Source organism: Caballeronia sordidicola (assembly GCF_001544455.2).
In the GTDB taxonomy this organism is placed as follows: Bacteria; Pseudomonadota; Gammaproteobacteria; order Burkholderiales; family Burkholderiaceae; genus Caballeronia; species Caballeronia sordidicola.
On record NZ_FCOC02000024.1, the window covers coordinates 24,675 to 38,690 of the forward strand.

General features: G+C 59.3%; 15 protein-coding genes and 1 tRNA gene. 10 read left to right on the forward strand and 6 right to left on the reverse strand.

Features of this window, described 5'->3' with window-relative positions; translation table 11 throughout:
* Positions 1-13: 13 nt before the first annotated feature.
* On the forward strand, positions 14-664 hold the full coding sequence (locus AWB64_RS26295) for an RNA pyrophosphohydrolase (protein ID WP_060858350.1): 651 nt from the start codon (positions 14-16) through the stop codon (positions 662-664).
* Positions 665-799: 135 nt separating this feature from the next.
* Positions 800-1,354, forward strand: a complete 555-nt coding sequence (locus AWB64_RS26300; protein WP_060858351.1) for a CNP1-like family protein — start codon at positions 800-802, stop codon at positions 1,352-1,354.
* A gap of 67 nt (positions 1,355-1,421) precedes the next feature.
* Here the strand turns inward: AWB64_RS26300 and proB are convergent, their stop codons facing one another.
* The 4 genes from proB to rplU form a co-directional block, all read right to left on the reverse strand.
* On the reverse strand, positions 1,422-2,540 hold the full coding sequence (gene proB, locus AWB64_RS26305) for a glutamate 5-kinase (RefSeq protein ID WP_060858399.1): 1,119 nt from the start codon (positions 2,538-2,540) through the stop codon (positions 1,422-1,424).
* A 71-nt stretch (positions 2,541-2,611) separates the two neighbouring features.
* On the reverse strand, positions 2,612-3,751 hold the full coding sequence (gene obgE, locus AWB64_RS26310; protein WP_060858352.1) for an Obg family GTPase CgtA: 1,140 nt from the start codon (positions 3,749-3,751) through the stop codon (positions 2,612-2,614).
* A 179-nt stretch (positions 3,752-3,930) separates the two neighbouring features.
* Entirely contained in the window at positions 3,931-4,191 is a 261-nt protein-coding gene (rpmA, locus tag AWB64_RS26315) for a 50S ribosomal protein L27 (protein ID WP_056354760.1), read from the reverse strand.
* 40 nt (positions 4,192-4,231) lie between these two features.
* Complete coding sequence (gene rplU / locus AWB64_RS26320) at positions 4,232-4,546, reverse strand: 50S ribosomal protein L21 (protein WP_056354755.1); 315 nt, start codon at positions 4,544-4,546, stop codon at positions 4,232-4,234.
* Between the two features lie 267 nt (positions 4,547-4,813).
* Between rplU and AWB64_RS26325 the strand changes: the two genes are divergently transcribed.
* The 5 genes from AWB64_RS26325 to AWB64_RS26345 all read left to right on the forward strand — a co-directional run bounded on the left by AWB64_RS26325 (position 4,814) and on the right by AWB64_RS26345 (position 8,597).
* Positions 4,814-5,806: a polyprenyl synthetase family protein gene (locus AWB64_RS26325; protein ID WP_060858353.1), complete on the forward strand. Its 993-nt coding sequence runs from the start codon at positions 4,814-4,816 to the stop codon at positions 5,804-5,806.
* 31 nt (positions 5,807-5,837) lie between these two features.
* Positions 5,838-5,914 (forward strand) — tRNA-Pro (locus tag AWB64_RS26330).
* Positions 5,915-6,281: 367 nt separating this feature from the next.
* Positions 6,282-7,442, forward strand: coding sequence for a glycosyltransferase family 4 protein (locus AWB64_RS26335; RefSeq protein ID WP_244164210.1), 1,161 nt, complete (start codon positions 6,282-6,284; stop codon positions 7,440-7,442).
* Between the two features lie 228 nt (positions 7,443-7,670).
* Positions 7,671-8,072, forward strand: a complete 402-nt coding sequence (locus AWB64_RS26340; protein WP_060858354.1) for a DoxX family protein — start codon at positions 7,671-7,673, stop codon at positions 8,070-8,072.
* 15 nt (positions 8,073-8,087) lie between these two features.
* A complete protein-coding gene (locus tag AWB64_RS26345) occupies positions 8,088-8,597 on the forward strand; it encodes a M48 metallopeptidase family protein (protein ID WP_060858355.1) in 510 nt (169 codons plus the stop codon).
* Between the two features lie 6 nt (positions 8,598-8,603).
* Here AWB64_RS26345 and AWB64_RS26350 read toward each other — a convergent pair whose 3' ends face one another.
* Positions 8,604-10,145, reverse strand: a complete 1,542-nt coding sequence (locus AWB64_RS26350) for a DHA2 family efflux MFS transporter permease subunit (protein ID WP_060858356.1) — start codon at positions 10,143-10,145, stop codon at positions 8,604-8,606.
* 151 nt (positions 10,146-10,296) lie between these two features.
* Here AWB64_RS26350 and AWB64_RS26355 point away from each other — a divergent pair, with 151 nt between their 5' ends.
* Complete coding sequence (locus tag AWB64_RS26355; RefSeq protein WP_060858357.1) at positions 10,297-10,740, forward strand: MarR family winged helix-turn-helix transcriptional regulator; 444 nt, start codon at positions 10,297-10,299, stop codon at positions 10,738-10,740.
* 112 nt (positions 10,741-10,852) lie between these two features.
* Complete coding sequence (gene cls / locus AWB64_RS26360; RefSeq protein WP_060858358.1) at positions 10,853-12,136, forward strand: cardiolipin synthase; 1,284 nt, start codon at positions 10,853-10,855, stop codon at positions 12,134-12,136.
* Between the two features lie 9 nt (positions 12,137-12,145).
* Here cls and AWB64_RS26365 read toward each other — a convergent pair whose 3' ends face one another.
* Complete coding sequence (locus AWB64_RS26365) at positions 12,146-13,408, reverse strand: CaiB/BaiF CoA transferase family protein (RefSeq protein ID WP_060858359.1); 1,263 nt, start codon at positions 13,406-13,408, stop codon at positions 12,146-12,148.
* A gap of 182 nt (positions 13,409-13,590) precedes the next feature.
* On the opposite strand from AWB64_RS26365, the gene AWB64_RS26370 reads away from it, so the two are divergent.
* A complete protein-coding gene (locus AWB64_RS26370) occupies positions 13,591-13,959 on the forward strand; it encodes a COG4315 family predicted lipoprotein (protein WP_060858401.1) in 369 nt (122 codons plus the stop codon).
* Positions 13,960-14,016 lie beyond the last annotated feature (57 nt).

Genomic DNA, 14,016 nt, shown 5'->3' on the forward strand with positions numbered 1-14,016 from the left:
CGAAGGTGGTTGTATGCTGGATCGTGAAGGCTTTCGCCCGAACGTCGGCATCATCCTCTTGAACGCGCACAACGAAGTGTTTTGGGGCAAGCGGCTGCGTGAACATTCCTGGCAGTTTCCGCAAGGGGGCATCAAGTACGGCGAAACCCCTGTGCAAGCGATGTATCGGGAGTTACACGAAGAAACCGGTTTGCTGCCGGAACACGTGAAGGTCGTGGGTCGAACCCGCGACTGGCTGCGTTATGAGGTGCCGGACAAGTTCATCAAGCGCGAGGTGCGCGGGCACTATCGTGGACAAAAACAGATCTGGTTTTTGTTACGCATGGTAGGCCGCGACTGTGACATTTGTTTGCGTGCGACTGATCATCCGGAATTCGATGCCTGGCGGTGGAACGAATACTGGGTCCCGCTCGACGCGGTGATCGAGTTCAAGCGTGATGTATATCAGCTTGCGCTCACGGAACTTTCTCGCTTCCTGAGGCGCGCCGCCGTGCGCGCCGAGCGCGCGGAACATTTGGCGCGTCACGCCAACCGGTATCCGCGCGTGATTGGGAGCATGACCATGGAGGACGCGTCCGTTTCTGCTAACGGCCAAGTCATTCAGGCAGAATGTTCGGTGACCGAAGAGCTGCATATCTACGCACAACGTCCTTTGCGGGATTAGGACGTGTGTCATTCAAAGCGGCGGTGCGGCAACGCGCGCCGCTTTTTTTCATGCGGCGTCGGAGATGGATCTCGGATACTCGCGAGATCCGATTCATTTGCAGGCGCTTCTGCATCAACCTCAGGGATTCAAGAATTGAAAGCCATTGCATTGTTCGCGGCATCCGCGGCAGCCCTTGCCGTGCTCGCCGGCTGCGGCAGTTCGAAGCCGACCAACAAGGACGACAGCGCGTTTGTCTATTTGATGGACCGCAAGCCGAACTGGACCGAAAACAAGGTCGAGACCATTCCGCCCTTGCCGCAGCAGGCCGACCTGGTGCCGTTCAACGTGTCGCAAAACACGCCGCTCAGTTTTTTCATCGATAAAAACTCGCTCAGCGTCGGCGACGACGGCGTGATCCGCTACACGGTCGTTGTGCAGAGCCCGGCCGGCGCGCGCAACGTGAACTACGAAGGGATTCGCTGCGACAACTACAACTGGCGCTTGTACGCGAGTATCAACGAGGATCAGAACGGTTGGGATCGCGCGGTGGAAAGCGACTTCGCGCGCATTGAAAACGGCGAGTTGAACGCGTATCACGCGGCGCTGTACCAGGACTACTTCTGCGCGAACAAATTGCCGACGGGGTCAGCGAAGCAAATTTTGTCGAATATCCAGATGAAACGGACGGCGGTGTCGAACTATCACTGAGTTTGACAGAATCAACGCCGTTTAAACAAAAAAGCCGCCAAATGGCGGCTTTTTTAACGACAACGGCTCAGGCAAGCACCAGATTGTCGCGGTGGATAAGTTCGGGCTCCAGCATGTATCCGAGCACCGTTTCAATTTCGGTACTTGGTTTGCGCTGAATCAAACGCGCCTCCGAACTGCTGTAATTCGTGATCCCGCGCGCCACTTCGCGTCCGTCAGGATTCATGCACGCAATGACTTCGCCACGTGCAAACGCGCCTTGGACGTCGACTACGCCGATTGGCAGCAAGCTTTTGCCGCCTGCCGTGAGTTTCTCGACCGCGCCGTTGTCAATGACAACGTGCCCGCGCACTTGCAGGTGATCGGCCATCCATTGCTTTCGCGCCGCAATACGCGCAGTCCGGGCAACAAGCTGCGTGCCGATCATTTCGCCTGAAGCAAGCCGCGTCAGGACATCCGATTCGCGTCCGCTCGCAATCACAGTGTTCGCGCCGCTATGCGCCGCACGTTTCGCTGCAAGAATCTTCGTAAGCATGCCGCCGCGCCCGAGGCTGGAACCCGCGCCGCCTGCCATGGCTTCGAGTTCCGGCGTTCCGGCGTCGGCCTGTTCCACCAGCGTGGCCATGGGATCGCGGCGAGGATCGGCGGTGAACAATCCACGCTGGTCGGTGAGAATAACCAGCGCGTCGCCTTCGATCAGATTCGCGACCAGCGCACCGAGCGTGTCGTTGTCGCCAAATTTGATTTCATCGGTGATGACCGTGTCGTTTTCATTGATGATCGGCACGCAACCGAGGCGCAGCAAGGTGAGCAGCGTTGAGCGTGCGTTCAGATAACGTTCGCGATCAGCCAGATCGGCGTGGGTCAGCAGGATCTGCGCGGTCCGTATGCCGTGCTTTCCGAAGCTGCTTTCATAGACTTGCGCCAGACCCATTTGTCCTACCGCCGCCGCGGCCTGCAGTTCGTCGATCTCGCGCGGCCGTTTCGTCCAGCCCAGCCTGTGAATTCCCTCGGCAATCGCGCCCGAACTCACCAGGATGACTTCCTTGCCCTGCCCGCGCAAAGCAGCGATCTGCGCGGCCCAGCGCTCGATGGCCGCGTGATCGAGCCCACGGCCGTCGTTTGTCACGAGGCTCGATCCCACTTTCACTACGAGTCGCTTCGAAGCAGCTATGACGGAACGCATCTGACGCATTTCTCCTGGGATTTGCTTCGAATTGGCTCGGAATTTGGCTCGACAGCCACGGGCCGAATTTCTTACGCTTCGCCTTCGTCCTGGTCGTCTGCGGCGATTTCCGGCGCGGGTTGAGGCGCGATGGCGGCGGGTTCATCGCGGAAACGCACGTCGGCGGCGAGATCTTCGGCCTCGGCGGCACGCGACGCGTCCGAATTCTTCGAGATGTAATCGAAGATGGCGTACGTCAGTCCTTCACAACCCTGGCCTGTCAGCGCCGAGATTTCGAACACCGGGCCGTCCCATTCGTAGCGTTTGATAAAGTCCGCGACGCGCGCCTTGCGCTCGTCCTCCGGCACCATGTCCAGCTTGTTCAACACGAGCCAGCGCGGTTTTTCATACAGCGCTTCGTCGTACTTGCGCAGCTCGTTGACGATTGCGCGCGCTTCCTGCACGGGATCGACGGCTTCGTCGAACGGAGCGAGATCCACGAGATGCAGCAGCACGCCGGTGCGCTGCAAATGCCGCAGGAATCGGTGACCCAATCCCGCACCTTCAGCCGCGCCTTCGATCAGACCCGGAATGTCCGCGATCACGAAGCTCTTTTCCGGCCCGACGCGCACCACCCCAAGATTTGGCGCAAGCGTGGTGAATGGATAATCGGCGATTTTCGGCCGCGCGTTCGATACCGACGAGATAAACGTCGACTTTCCGGCGTTCGGCATGCCGAGCAGGCCGACGTCGGCGAGCACTTTCAGCTCAAGCCGCAGCATGCGCCGGTCGCCGGGCTTGCCTTCCGTCTTCTGGCGCGGCGCGCGGTTCGTGCTCGACTTGAAATGCAGGTTGCCGAGACCGCCCGCGCCGCCATGCGCAATCAGTACGCTCTGGTTGTGCTCGGTCAGATCGGCGATCAGTTCGCCCGTTTCCGTATCCGCGATGATCGTGCCGACCGGCATGCGCAGGATGATGTCGTCGCCACCCTTACCGTAACAGTCGGCGCCGCGGCCGTTTTCACCATTGCGGGCCTGGTGCTTCTTGGCGTACCGGTAGTCGATCAATGTGTTGATGTTGCGATCCGCGACCGCATACACGCTGCCGCCCCGGCCGCCGTCGCCACCGTCCGGTCCGCCGAACGGGACGAACTTCTCGCGCCGCATCGACGCGCTGCCATCCCCTCCGTCGCCGGCGATGACTTCAATTCTCGCTTCGTCAATGAACTTCATGAGTTGCTCCGTCCCGTGTTTCAGCGATGTTCCGCTATTTTGCCGCGACCAGCCGATGCCAGCCACTAGACCATTCGATATATGTCACTACCTGACCGCGTAAAAAAGCAGCCAATAAAAAAAGCCCCGCGAACTTCGCGGGGCCCTTTCCGGTCCTGAAGCCCGTGCCTGAATGTTGCTCAGGCAGCCGGGACTACGTTGACCAGATGCTTCTTTGCAGCGCCCTTCGTCGTGAACGTGACGTGGCCGTCCGTCAGCGCGAACAAGGTGTGATCCTTGCCAATGCCGACGTTGTCGCCCGGGTGCATGCGCGTGCCGCGCTGGCGAACAATGATTCCGCCGGCGTTGATTGCCTGGCCGCCATAAACCTTCACGCCGAGGCGCTTTGATTCTGAGTCGCGACCATTGCGGGATGACCCGCCTGCTTTTTTGTGTGCCATTTGATAGCTCCTTGACCGTTTGGCTTATCGACTCGACGCTTTAAGCAGCGTTGATAGCGTCGATACGCAGTTCGGTATAGTTCTGGCGATGGCCAGCGTGCTTTTGGTAGTGCTTCCGGCGACGCATCTTGAAGATCGTGACCTTCTTGTGACGACCTTGGGACACGACGGTACATGTGACGGAAGCCCCACTGACCAGCGGTGCACCGAATTGAATCGATTCACCTTCGCCTACTGCGAGAACCTGGTCGAGCGTGATTTCAGCGTCAATGTCTGCCGGTATCTGTTCTACTTTCAATTTTTCGCCGACAGCAACCTTATACTGCTTGCCACCGGTTTTTATGACCGCGTACATTGAGAACCTCACTCTGAATTCATTTTTCCGCACACCGTGCGCGAAAACGCGTGATTATACAGAGAGTTAGGCTCTCCGTCAAAACCCTTGTTGATCGCAAAAAGGGCGGCGCTGCGCCCAGACGGGGCAATGCACACGCAATATTATCCTGACCAATACCGGGATCCGCCGCATGCCAGCTCTCGTGCGGGCAGTCCGGGACGTCTATTAGAGGCGTCCATCGGCCGATTCGCCTTATAATTCGCGGCACTATCCTAATTGCCGATCATGTCGTCCACTGCCACTTCCTCCCCAAACGCCGCCAACGTGCTCGAGCCTATCGCCGAGGACATGCAGCAGGTCAATCGCGTCATCCGGCAGCGCCTGGCATCCGAAGTGATGCTGATCAACCAGATTTCCGAATACATCATCGGGGCCGGCGGCAAACGGCTCCGTCCCGCGCTGCTGCTACTCGTGGCGGGCGCGCTTGGAGACACCACTGGTCACCGGCATGAGCTGGCTGCGGTGGTGGAGTTCATCCATACGGCGACCCTGCTGCACGATGACGTCGTCGACGAATCCGATCTCCGGCGCGGCCGCAAGACCGCGAACGCGCTGTTCGGCAATGCGGCGAGCGTGCTTGTCGGCGACTTTCTTTACTCGCGGTCGTTCGAAATGATGGTCGGCGTAGGCAAGATGCGCGTGATGGAGATCCTTTCGGTCGCGACCAACGTGATCTCCGAAGGCGAAGTGCTGCAGTTGCTCAACATGCACGACCCGGATGTAGATGAAGCGCGGTACATGCAGGTGATCCGCTACAAGACGGCGAAGCTTTTCGAAGCAGCGGCGCAGCTTGGCGCGGTGCTGTCCGGGTCGGACGCCAAGACGGAGGCCGCCGCGGCGGAATTCGGGCGGCGCATTGGCACGGCGTTCCAGATCATGGACGACTGGCTCGACTACACGGGCACGGCGGAATCCATGGGGAAAAACGCGGGCGACGATCTGCGCGAAGGCAAACCCACGCTTCCGCTCATCTACTTGATGGAGCACGGCACGGCGCAACAGGCGGCGCTTGCGCGCGAGGCTATCGAACAAGGCGGCACCGATAAATTCGATACTATTTTCGAAGCCATTACCACCTCGGGCGCGCTCGATCACACGCTGAAATGCGCGCGTCAGGAAGCGCAGGCGGCGGCAAACGCAATTTCTGCGTTTCCAGATTCCATTTTTAAAGAGAGCCTGCTAGAATTATGTTCTTACTCGACGGCAAGACAGTCCTGAAAAGGAAACAAACCGTCTCTGAGTGAATATTCGGGGTGTAGCTTAGCCTGGTAGAGCGCTACGTTCGGGACGTAGAGGCCGGAGGTTCGAATCCTCTCACCCCGACCAGAATTATCCTTGTTAGATCGAGGTAAAAACCGCCCAGCTTGCTGGGCGGTTTTTGTTTTTGGGGCTCCTCTTGCGGCGTCTTATAGCAAGACATCCAACCGCCTCATCACGCCAATCAGGACTGCATGCCTACACGGTCCGTCCCCAATCAAAGATAGCTCAAAATCGGGATCATCAGCGCTCTGTAGTTCCACCGCCGTAGAAGCTCGCGCGTCACGCCGGCACGCTTTCTCATAATGCTTGTTATGAGAAACAAATCGTACGGTTGGTTTTACGTGCGCCAAGTCACATTCGATTTCAATTGTTTTAATTACAGTCCCATCTTGATCCGAGCGCATGAACGACGAGAGGCAGGGAGTGTTGTGGAATGAAGACTGAACGAGGCGAAATAAAAGCATCGCTGAAAATCATCCATCTTGCCAATCATGTTCTAGAGATCGGTAATGGCATCGTGAACGTTGTGATAGACCTTGCTTGCAGCCAGGCCGACGCCGGGCATGATGTGGTTGTTGCAAGCGCCGGCGGGGAATATGAAGCCGTTCTCGCCAAGCATGGCGTAAAACATGTCCACCTTGAGCAGAAACCCCAACTACATAAATTGCCAAGCATGTGCCGGAAGTTCGATGAGCTTGTGGTGCGTGAAAAGCCGGACGTCGTGCATGTGCACATGATGACCGGAGCGCTGATCGCCAAAATCGTCCGCTTGTGGCGTTCCTATCGCATTGTCAGCACCGTGCACAATGAATTCCAACGCTCCGCAAGGCTTATGGGCGTGGCCGATATTGTTGTCGCAGTCAGCGCCGCCGTCGAAAAGGCAATGATAAGACGCGGCATACCCGCAGCCCGCATGCGCAACATCGAAAACGGCACAATTGACTCCCCTCGCCGCAAGCAAAGCGTCGAGCGTCCAGCGGTTCCAGAGCTGGTCCATCCAAATGTCGTCACTATTGCGGGCATGTACCGCCGCAAGGGCATTGCCGTGCTGATGGATGCGTTCTCACGCATCGAACGCAGCAAAGGCGCGCATTTGTACCTGATAGGCGATGGCCCTGATCGCGCGGAGTTCGAACAGTTGATGCTCAAGTACGCCATGTGCGACCGGGTGCATTTTCTCGGTTTCCAGACGAACGCGGCGGCGTTCCTTAAACAAACCGATATCTTCGCGCTCGCTTCGTTCAATGATCCATGTCCGCTTGTCATAAGCGAGGCACGCGAAGCCGGCTGCCCTATCGTTGGCTCGAGCGTGGACGGCGTTCCGCAGGCGCTGGACTTTGGCGAGGCCGGCCTCCTTGTGCCCCCCGGTGACGTTGGCGCACTTGCGGGCGCGCTGGATACCTTGCTCACGGATTCAGCAGTGCGTGCGGACTGGGCGGATCGAGCAAAGGCAAATCTTGACCGGCTCCGCGTGAGCCGAGTGAGCCAGGACTATCTCGCGATTTATGAGGAAACCATTGGACGCGAGCCGTCGCGCATAGCCACGAGCAACGGACGTTCGAAAACGGCCTTGGCGGAAACAGAAACGGTCTGAGCCGAAATCCCCGCTGCAATCCGCTAGTCTGGCGAGCGGAGAAATTTTTGTCCGGCCGCTTTATCTTCTGCAACGCGCACATCACAGGCGACAAAACCAAAAGCCGCCGCGCTTGTATCGCTTCGCTCGATTTGCAGGCGCAGTTCGCCAGGCCTCTCCTTGTTTTGAGACCGGCTTCTATTCATGCGAGTATCGTGTAACCCTTTTCTGCCTCTCGCAGGACATGTCATGGGTTTATCGAGACTTGCATCGCCGCCAGTGTCAAACGCGCGCCGCCTAGCGCTTGCGTTCGTGTTCCTCTGGTTTGCGATCGGCGGGATCTGCCATTTCCTGCTGACGCCTTTTTTCGTGCAGATCGTGCCGCCGTTCGTACCCGCGCCCATCGCGGCCGTGATTATCAGCGGGGTTTTCGAATTGCTCGGCGCCGCCGGAATCGCGATCAGACGCACGCGGTCCATGGCGGGAATCGGGCTCGCACTCCTGACCATCGCGGTGACGCCGGCCAATATCTTCATGCTCCAGCACGCTGAACTCTTTCCCAGCATTCCCGTATGGCTCCTCGTTGCGCGTTTGCCGCTTCAGCTCGCGCTGATCGCGTGTATCGTGTGGAGCACGCAACGCAGTCATTAAGCAAGTGGTATCGCCATGCTTCCTCTGAAATACCTGAGCGCCTATCCGCAAACGCTTCAGGACAAGGTTCGCAAACTGATCGCCGACGACAAGCTCGGCATGTATCTCGCCGACCGGTATCCACATCGGCATGCCGTGCAGTCGGATCGCGCGCTCTATGAATACACGACCGACCTGAAGCAGGAGTTTCTGCGCGTGGCGCCAGCCATCGACAAAGTCATGTACGACGCCAAGCTGGACGTGCTGCGGCATGCGCTTGGCCTGCATACGGCCATATCGCGTGTGCAGGGCGGCAAGCTCAAGGCGAAAAAGGAGATCCGCGTGGCGTCGCTTTTCAAGGAAGCGCCGCCGGAATTCCTGCGCATGATCGTTGTGCACGAACTCGCGCATCTGAAGGAAAGCGATCACAACAAGGCGTTTTATCGGCTGTGCGAATTCATGCAGCCCGGATATCACCAGATCGAGTTCGATCTGCGTGTGTACCTGACGCAACGCGACCTCGTGCGCGATTCTTCCATCAAATAGTTTTTGTCAGTCCGCCGCTGCGTGCACGAGGGTTTCGCCCGGAACCGGGCGCGCTGGCCGGATCAGCAACACGAGCGGCACGACCAGCAAGGTCGCGACGAACATCAGCTTGAAGTCGTTCAGGTACGCGATCATCTGCGCCTGCTGGTTGATGGTTTGATCCATCAGCGCGAGACTCATCTGCGAACCGCCTTGCAGCATGGGTTGCATCGATGGATTGAAAACGTTCACATTCGCCGCGAGATCGGCGTGTGCGACCTGCGTGTTGCGCGTCATCATGGTTTGCACGATCGATATGCCAATGCTGCTGCCAATATTGCGCATCAGGCTATAGGTCGCGGTGCCGTCGGCGCGGAGTTCAGGCGTCAAGGTTGAGAACGTCAGCGCGCTCAGGGGCACGAATACGAAACCAAGGCCGAAGCCCTGGATCACGCCGGGCCAGACAATGTCGGACACCGAGAGCACCAGCGTGTATTGCATCATCTGCCATAGCGCGAACGCCGAAATCAGGAAGCCTGCGAGCAGGAGCAGCCGCGCGTCGGTGCGTCGAAGCATGCGTCCCGCGATCAGCATGGCGAGCATGGTGCCCGCGCCGCTTGGCGCGGTGACAAGGCCGGTGGTCGCGACCGGATAGTTCATCAGGTTTTGCAGCATGGGCGGCAAGAGCGCGCGCGTGGCGTACATCACCGCGCCGATCACGAAAATAAAAAATACCCCGGTCGCGAAATTCCTGTCCTTCAGCAACTCGTATTTGAAGAACGAGCGCTTGCCCGCCGTCGCGGTGTGCGCGAGGAAAAAGATAAAACTGAGCGCCGCGAGAATGGCTTCAATACGAATTTCGAGCGAACCGAACCAGTCCAGTTGTTCGCCACGATCCAGCATGGCCTGGAATGCGCCGATCGCGATGCCGAGTGTGGCGAAGCCGAATGCATCGAACTTCACGCCATGCTTTGCGGCGCGCGCTGGCAGGAAAGTAAGCACGCCAAAAAGCGCAAACGCACCAATGGGCACGTTGATGAAAAACACCCAGCGCCAGTTGTAGCTATCCGTGAGCCACCCGCCGAGCGTTGGCCCGAGGATCGGCCCGACCATCACGCCCATGCCCCAGACGGCCATCGCCTGGCCCTGCTTTTCACGTGGATTGATGTCGAGCAGGATGGATTGCGAAAGCGGCACGAGCGACGCGCCGAAAATGCCCTGCAACAAGCGCGACGCAACGATCTGCGCAAGCGTTTCCGATAACCCGCACAGCGCGGACGCAACCGTGAAACCACCGATCGATATGATCAGCAAGCGTTTCGTGCTCAGGCGGTCGGAGAGCCAGCCAGTAAGCGGCGTGGCGATGGCGGCGGCCACGATGTAGGACGTCAGCACCCACGTGATCTCGTCCTGCGACGCCGACAGCGTGCCCTGCATATGCGGCAACGCGACATTGGCGATTGTGCTGTCGAGCGTCTGGATCAGCGTGGCAAGCATGATCGAGATGGTCAACATGGGCCGGTTGAGCGGCGCGTCAGCGGCGCTCGATGGCATTGATTCAGAGGACATTCAGACGCCGGATCGTGGGATCAAATAATAAGCATGCTTATTATAACGACGCTCATAATCGTGACAAGAGATCAAAAACCCGGACAAACCCGTACGCCTCAAACACGCCTTTACTAGCGGTGGACGCGAGCATCTTTCGTATAATCAAGAAATGGAAACGCATCTCGACAAGCGCTTTGGCTTTTTGATTTCGGACGTGGGGCGCTTGTGCAGCAAGCGCTTCGACGAACTCGCGAAATCGTCCCTCGATCTCACGCGGGCGCAATGCCGCGCGCTCGCGTATCTGTCGCATTTCGGCGATGTCAATCAGGCGCGCCTCGCCGACCTGCTGGAAGTCGCCCCCATATCGGCGGGTCGTTTGCTCGACCGCATGGAAGAAGGCGGCTGGATAGAACGCTTTTCCAATCCCGACGACCGTCGCGAGCGCACTGTGCGAATGACGGCGAAAGCCGAAGGTGCGCTCGGGAAAGCGCGGCGTGTAGGCGACGCGGTGGCAACCGAAGCGCTTGCCGGCCTGGACGCGCAAGAACGTGCGCAATTGATCTCATTGCTGCGCCGCGTTCGTGTAAACCTGAGCACGATCGTGGACGAGTAATAAAAAACCGCAATCCTGTGCAGGAGGTCCGGCTCTTGCTACAGGGCGTGTCGACCGTCACGCGTCAGCTCGCGCGTGGGCACGTCCACGCCGCCCTCTTCCGGAATCTCACATGCTCCTCTTCGCCATACCGGTCACGGTTCTCGTTACGCTGATTGTCGTGGTGATCCTGGCGAACTTCGTGAGCGGTGAAAAGAAGGTCGAACACAATATCGACCGGTTGTATTCCAGTGACGATCCCCAGTTCATCCGCTCGATGAGCTTGCTGCTGGGGCCGCCGGTGACATCGGGGAATCAATATCGCGTGCTGCTCAACGGCGACGAAATCTTTCCATCGATGCTCGAAGGCATCCGCTCGGCCCGGGAAACCATCACGTTCGAGACATTCATCTACTGGTCGGGGGAGATCGGGGCGCAGTTTGCGTCGGCGTTATCGGAGAAAGCGCGCGCGGGCGTGGCCGTGCATGTGCTGCTCGACTGGATGGGCTGCAAGAAAATGGACCGCAAGTATCTGGACGAACTGCGTCAGGCCGGCGCCGAAGTCGTGCAGTACCACAAGCCGCACTGGACCGGCCTCGGGCGTATGAACAACCGGACGCATCGCAAGTTGCTGATCATCGACGGGCGCGCGGGTTTCACCGGCGGCGTGGGCATCGCGGAAGAATGGACGGGCCACGCGCAAAACGAGAAACACTGGCGCGATACCCATTTTCGCGTGGAAGGTCCGGTTGTCGGGCACATGCAGGCCGTGTTCATGGACAACTGGATCAAGGCGACCGGCAACGTGCTGCACGGTCCCAAGTATTTTCCCGATGTCAAGCCGTTGCCGGAAGGCGAAGCGAACGACGGCGTCGCGCACATGTTCAGCAGTTCGCCCACACACGGCGCGGACGACATGGAATTGATGTATCTGATGGCGATCACGGCGGCGTCGGCGAGTATCGACCTGGCGAGCGCGTACTTTGTCCCGGATGGCCTCGCGATCAACGCACTGGTGGAGGCCGCGCGGCGCGGCGTGAAGGTGCGCATTGTCACGCCGGGAAAGCGTATCGATACCCACACCGTGCGCGAAGCGTCGCGCGCGTGCTGGGGCGATCTGCTGGCGGCGGGCGTGGAGATCCACGAATATCAGCCGACCATGTTCCATTGCAAGCTGCTCGTGGTGGACGAGTTTCTTGTGTCGGTGGGATCGACGAATTTCGACAGCCGTTCTTTCAAGCTCAACGACGAAGCCAATCTCAATATCTACGACCGTACGTTCGCGCAGCAGCAAAGCGCGATCTTCGACGCCGATATCGAACGATCGCAACAAGTCACGTATGAGGACTGGCTGAAGCGGCCGGCTCTGGAAAAGCTGATCGAGAAAGCCGTGCCGCTGCTCGACTGGCAACTTTGATGTGCCGCTTCATGCGCCAATCACGCCGGCCTGAACCAGTTCACTGATTTTTGCATCGTCGAGACCCAGCACCTCGCGTAATACCGCGTTCGTGTGCTCGCCGAGCATCGGCGGCGCGTGGTCGTATTGAACCGGCGTGGCCGACAGGCGCAGCGGGCTCGCCACTGTAGGCGCGACACCCGCCACGGGATGCGCAATCTCCCGCGCTGCCCCGCGATGCACAGCCTGCTCCGAACCAAACGCCTGCTCGATATCGTTGATCGGCCCGCACGGCACGCCGCACGCTTCGAGCGCTTCAACCCAGGCGTCGCGCGTGCGGGTCGCGAACACCGCCGCCAGTTGCGGCAGCAGTTCCGCGCGATTCACGCTGCGCCCGCTGTTGGTGGCGAAACGTGAATCGATGGCGAGTTCCGGCACGTTCATGGCCGTGCAGAGCGCGCGGAACTGGCCGTCGTTCCCGCACGCGACGATCACGTGTCCGTCGCTCGCCGCGAAAGTCTGATACGGCACGATGTTCGGATGCGCATTGCCCATGCGCCGGGGCGCGACGCCAGTGGTGAGGTAGTTCATCGACTGGTTGGCGAGCATGGCGAGCTGACAGTCGAGCAACGCAATGTCCAGATGCTGTCCGAGTCCGCTCTTTTCGCGCTCCATGAGCGCCGCGAGGATGCCGGTGGTCGCGTACATGCCGGCCATCAGGTCGGTCACAGCCACGCCGACTTTTTCGGGACCGCCGCCGGCCACGCTGTCGGGCTCGCCGGTGATGCTCATCAGGCCGCCCATGCCCTGGATCAGGAAATCGTAGCCCGCGCGTTGCGATAACGGCCCGCTTTGACCAAAGCCCGTCACCGAGCAATGCACGAGGCGCGGGTTCAGCGCCGAGAGACTTTCATAGTCCAGGCCATATTTCTTCAGGCCGCCGACCTTGAAGTTTTCGACGACCACATCGCACGATTTCGCGAACTCACGGATCAGCGCGGCGCCCTCGGGCGAACTCATGTCGATGGCAACCGACTGCTTGTTGCGATTCGCGCAGAGGAAATAAGCGCTCTCCGAAGTGTCGCGGCCACCGGCGTCACGCAGGAACGGCGGGCCCCATGTGCGGGTATCGTCGCCCGTGCCGGGCCGCTCGATCTTGAACACTTCTGCGCCCAGGTCCGCGAGGTTCTGCGTGCACCAGGGTCCCGCCAGCACCCGCGATAAATCCAGTACACGAATGCCATCGAGTGGACGCTTTCTCGGCGCCGATGAGTTCTTGCTGTCCTGCACCATTTAAGCTCGCCTGTTTTGGGGTTACGGGGACGTATCGATTGTAGCGACCCTGGCGATTTCGCCTTGAGGAGAAAACCTGCCCGTCTTTTCAAAAACGGACCAGAATATTTGCAGCTCGCCGGAATATTGCGCGAGCGGCGTTCGTTTATATCCGTACATCCCAAAATGGAAGAGACATGCAAATGAAAATCCAACTCCCGATGCTTGCTGCGGCACTCGCCGCCACGTTCAGCCTGAGCGCGCATGCCGCGCCGCCAATGGCCGCGAACGGCATGTACACCGACGCGAAGGGCATGACGCTTTATACCTTCGATAAAGACACCGCCTCCGGCCCAAGCGCCTGTTCGGGCGGCTGCGCGCAGGCATGGCCGGCGGCGGCGGCCGATGCATCGGATCAACCGCAGGGCGACTGGACCGTCGTGTCCACCGCCGACGGCGGCAAACAATGGGCTTACAAGGGCAAGCGCGTGTACACGTTTGCAAAGGACGCCAAACCGGGCGACGCGAAAGGCGAAAACTTCAAGGACGTCTGGCACACGGTCAAGCAATAAGGGCCGCATTAAAGCTGCATAAAGCTGCACGAGACCCGCATAAGGGCGCGAACGAGA

Excerpts from the sequence above, each read along its gene's own strand:
- AWB64_RS26340 (WP_060858354.1), top strand. The coding sequence starts at position 7,671 with ATGGGTTTATCGAGACTTGCATCGCCGCCAGTGTCAAACGCGCGCCGC.
- cls (WP_060858358.1), top strand. The coding sequence starts at position 10,853 with ATGCTCCTCTTCGCCATACCGGTCACGGTTCTCGTTACGCTGATTGTC.
- AWB64_RS26370 (WP_060858401.1), top strand. The coding sequence starts at position 13,591 with ATGAAAATCCAACTCCCGATGCTTGCTGCGGCACTCGCCGCCACGTTC.
- AWB64_RS26335 (WP_244164210.1), top strand. The coding sequence starts at position 6,282 with ATGAAGACTGAACGAGGCGAAATAAAAGCATCGCTGAAAATCATCCAT.
- AWB64_RS26365 (WP_060858359.1), bottom strand. The coding sequence starts at position 13,408 with ATGGTGCAGGACAGCAAGAACTCATCGGCGCCGAGAAAGCGTCCACTC.
- AWB64_RS26350 (WP_060858356.1), bottom strand. The coding sequence starts at position 10,145 with ATGTCCTCTGAATCAATGCCATCGAGCGCCGCTGACGCGCCGCTCAAC.
- AWB64_RS26295 (WP_060858350.1), top strand. The coding sequence starts at position 14 with ATGCTGGATCGTGAAGGCTTTCGCCCGAACGTCGGCATCATCCTCTTG.
- AWB64_RS26345 (WP_060858355.1), top strand. The coding sequence starts at position 8,088 with ATGCTTCCTCTGAAATACCTGAGCGCCTATCCGCAAACGCTTCAGGAC.
- obgE (WP_060858352.1), bottom strand. The coding sequence starts at position 3,751 with ATGAAGTTCATTGACGAAGCGAGAATTGAAGTCATCGCCGGCGACGGA.
- rpmA (WP_056354760.1), bottom strand. The coding sequence starts at position 4,191 with ATGGCACACAAAAAAGCAGGCGGGTCATCCCGCAATGGTCGCGACTCA.
- AWB64_RS26325 (WP_060858353.1), top strand. The coding sequence starts at position 4,814 with ATGTCGTCCACTGCCACTTCCTCCCCAAACGCCGCCAACGTGCTCGAG.
- AWB64_RS26355 (WP_060858357.1), top strand. The coding sequence starts at position 10,297 with ATGGAAACGCATCTCGACAAGCGCTTTGGCTTTTTGATTTCGGACGTG.
- rplU (WP_056354755.1), bottom strand. The coding sequence starts at position 4,546 with ATGTACGCGGTCATAAAAACCGGTGGCAAGCAGTATAAGGTTGCTGTC.
- proB (WP_060858399.1), bottom strand. The coding sequence starts at position 2,540 with ATGCGTTCCGTCATAGCTGCTTCGAAGCGACTCGTAGTGAAAGTGGGA.